Origin of the sequence: Buchnera aphidicola (Mindarus japonicus) (assembly GCF_039393905.1) — a bacterium.
GTDB lineage: Bacteria > Pseudomonadota > Gammaproteobacteria > Enterobacterales > Enterobacteriaceae > Buchnera_A > Buchnera_A aphidicola_B.
Window position 1 is genome coordinate 221 of sequence record NZ_CP135032.1, and the last position, 3,278, is coordinate 3,498.

General features: G+C 21.5%; 1 protein-coding gene and 1 pseudogene. Both read left to right on the forward strand.

Annotated features, from left to right (window positions below):
• Nucleotides 1–762 precede the first annotated feature (762 nt).
• Entirely contained in the window at nt 763–2,331 is a 1,569-nt protein-coding gene (locus RJT65_RS02605; protein ID WP_343153214.1) for an anthranilate synthase component 1, read from the forward strand.
• Nucleotides 2,321–2,890 (forward strand): annotated as a pseudogene (locus RJT65_RS02610) (glutamine amidotransferase-related protein); the annotation flags it as partial. The gene RJT65_RS02605 and the pseudogene RJT65_RS02610, both read left to right, overlap by 11 nt.
• Nucleotides 2,891–3,278 lie beyond the last annotated feature (388 nt).

Consider the following 3,278-nt stretch of genomic DNA (forward strand, 5'->3'; position numbering starts at 1 on the left):
ATTTATTATTATTTATTATTATTTATTATTATTTATTATTATTTATTATTATTTATTATTATTTATTATTATTTATTATTATTTATTATTATTTATTATTATTTATTATTATTTATTATTATTTATTATTATTTATTATTATTTATTATTATTTATTATTATTTATTATTATTTATTATTATTTATTATTATTTATTATTATTTATTATTATTTATTATTATTTATTATTATTTATTATTATTTATTATTATTTATTATTATTTATTATTATTTATTATTATTTATTATTATTTATTATTATTTATTATTATTTATTATTATTTATTATTATTTATTATTATTTATTATTATTTATTATTATTTATTATTATTTATTATTATTTATTATTATTTATTATTATTTATTATTATTTATTATTATTTATTATTATTTATTATTATTTATTATTATTTATTATTATTTATTATTATTTATTATTATTTATTATTATTTATTATTATTTATTATTATTTATTATTATTTATTATTATTTATTATTATTTATTATTATTTATTATTATTTATTATTATTGATTATTATTTATTATTATTTATTATTATTTATTATTATTTATTATTATTTATTATTATTTATTATTATTTATTATTATTTATTTGACTTTTTTTTTTTTTTATATAAAGTGTTTTTAAATATAAAAAATTTTTTTTATAACCTTTTTTCAAAATAAAAAACTTCATAAAATTTTTTAAAAAATAAAAAATGAACAATAAAATATATGTAGAACAAAAAAAAATAAGTTATCAGTCTGATCCAACTATTATTTTTCATAATATTTGTAAAAAAAAATATTCTACTTTACTTTTAGAGTCAGCTGAAATAAATAGTAAACATGCTTTAGAAAGCATGATTGTTTCAGATACTGCATTAAAAATTTTGTCTAAAAAAAATATTGTTACTTTTATTCCGTATACTAAAAATGGAAAAGAAGTTATCAAACTAATAAGTAAAAATTTACCTAATGAAATAAAAATAATTTCCTATGAAGAAAAATTAATTATAAAATTTCCAACTATAATAGAAGATTCTGATGAAGAAAAAAAATTAAGATCAAAATCTGTATTCGATTGTTTTAGATTAATATTTAAAAATTTTATACAACCTAAAGATTATCCTAAAGCAATATTTTTTGGAGGAATGTTTTCTTATGACCTTGTTTCTGAATTTGAAAAATTACCAAAATTAAAAAATAAAAATGGATGTCCAGATTTTTGTTTTTATTTAGCTGAAATATTAATTATATTAGATCATCAAAAAAAAACTTGTTTTATACAAACCACTTTATTTAAAAAAAACCCACTCGAAAAGAAAAGAATACAAAAAAGAGCATTAGAAATAGAAAAAAAAATAAAAAATCTAAAAAATAATATACCTGAAAAAAATATAGAAAATTTTAAACTAACTACTAACATAAATGATTTTGAATTTTGTAAAATTGTAAAAAAAATGAAAAAAAGAATTCAAAATGGAGAAATTTTCCAAATTGTTCCTTCTAGAAAATTCTATTTACCCTGTAAAAATTCACTACTTGCTTACAAATTACTTAAAAAAGAAAATCCAAGTCCTTATATGTTTTTTATGAAAGATGATAAATTTATATTATTTGGTGCATCTCCAGAAAGTTTTTTAAAATTCAACCCAATCAATAGAGAAGTTGAAATATATCCAATAGCTGGAACTAGACCGAGAGGAAAAAATAAAGATGGGTCAATAAATCTAGATCTTGATAGCAGAATAGAATTAGAAATGAGAACCAATAAAAAAGAATTAAGCGAACACTTAATGCTAGTTGACTTAGCTAGAAATGATTTAGCAAAAATATGTAAGTCTGGAACAAGATACGTTTCTGAAATAATGAAAGTAGATAAATATTCATGCGTTATGCACTTAGTTTCAAAAGTAGTAGGAAAATTGAAATCCGATTTAGATATATTTCATGCTTATCAAGCTTGTATGAATATGGGAACTTTAACTGGAGCACCTAAAATTCGAGCAATGGAACTAATTTCAAAAATAGAAAAAGAAAGTAGAGGAAGCTATGGAGGATCAATAGGATATTTTACAGCTTCTCAAATATTTGACACATGTATTATAATTAGATCAGCATATGTTAAAAACAACATAGCTACAATACAATCAGGAGCAGGAGTAGTATTTGACTCCATTCCTAAAGAAGAAGCTAATGAGAGCAAAAATAAAGCATTAGCGGTATTAAAATCTATATGCAAAGCTCATAATTTTAATGGAGATATTTTTCAAAATGAAAAATAATATTTTGTTACTAGATAACATGGATTCTTTTACTTATAATTTAGTAGATCAATTAAGAACATTAAATCAAAATGTTTTAATTTACAGAAACCAAATTAATATAAATATAATTTTTCAAAAACTACATGAAATACAAAATCCTATATTAATGCTCTCTCCAGGTCCAGGAAAACCTGAAGAAGCTGGTTGTATGTTAAAATTAATAGAAAAAGTAAAAGGAAAAATTCCAATAATAGGAATTTGTTTAGGACATCAAGCAATTATAAAATCATATGGAGGAAAAATAGTTTCCGCAGGAGAAATTTTACATGGAAAAGCATCTTTAATCGAACACGATGGAAAAGAAATGTTTTCAAAAATTTGCAATCCATTTACTGTAGCAAGATACCATTCTCTTATTGGAGAAAAAATTCCAAATACATTAACTATAAATTCATTTCTAAAAAGAACAGTTATGTCAGTAAGAAGTAATATTGATAAAGTTTGCGGATTTCAATTCCATCCTGAATCTATACTAACAACTGAAGGAACATTATTTTTAGAAAAAGTAATTAAATGGTGCAATTTTTAAAAAAAATGGGCTCTTGTGCATTTCTTTCCCACCTGTGGAAATATCCAATCTTATTGTAGATAAGTCTGGGGATAACTATCGAATAACTCTTCTCCCATCAAGAGAACGAGGGCCGTCTCACTCCCGAAAAATGGGCTCTTGTGCATTTCTTTCCCACCTGTGGAAATATCCAATCTTATTGTAGATAAGTCTGGGGATAACTATCGAATAACTCTTCTCCCATCAAGAGAACGAGGGCCGTCTCACTCCCGAAAAATGGGCTCTTGTGCATTTCTTTCCCACCTGTGGAAATATCCAATCTTATTGTAGATAAGTCTGGGGATAACTATCGAATAACTCTTCTCCCATCAAGAGAACGAGGGCCGTCTCACTCCCG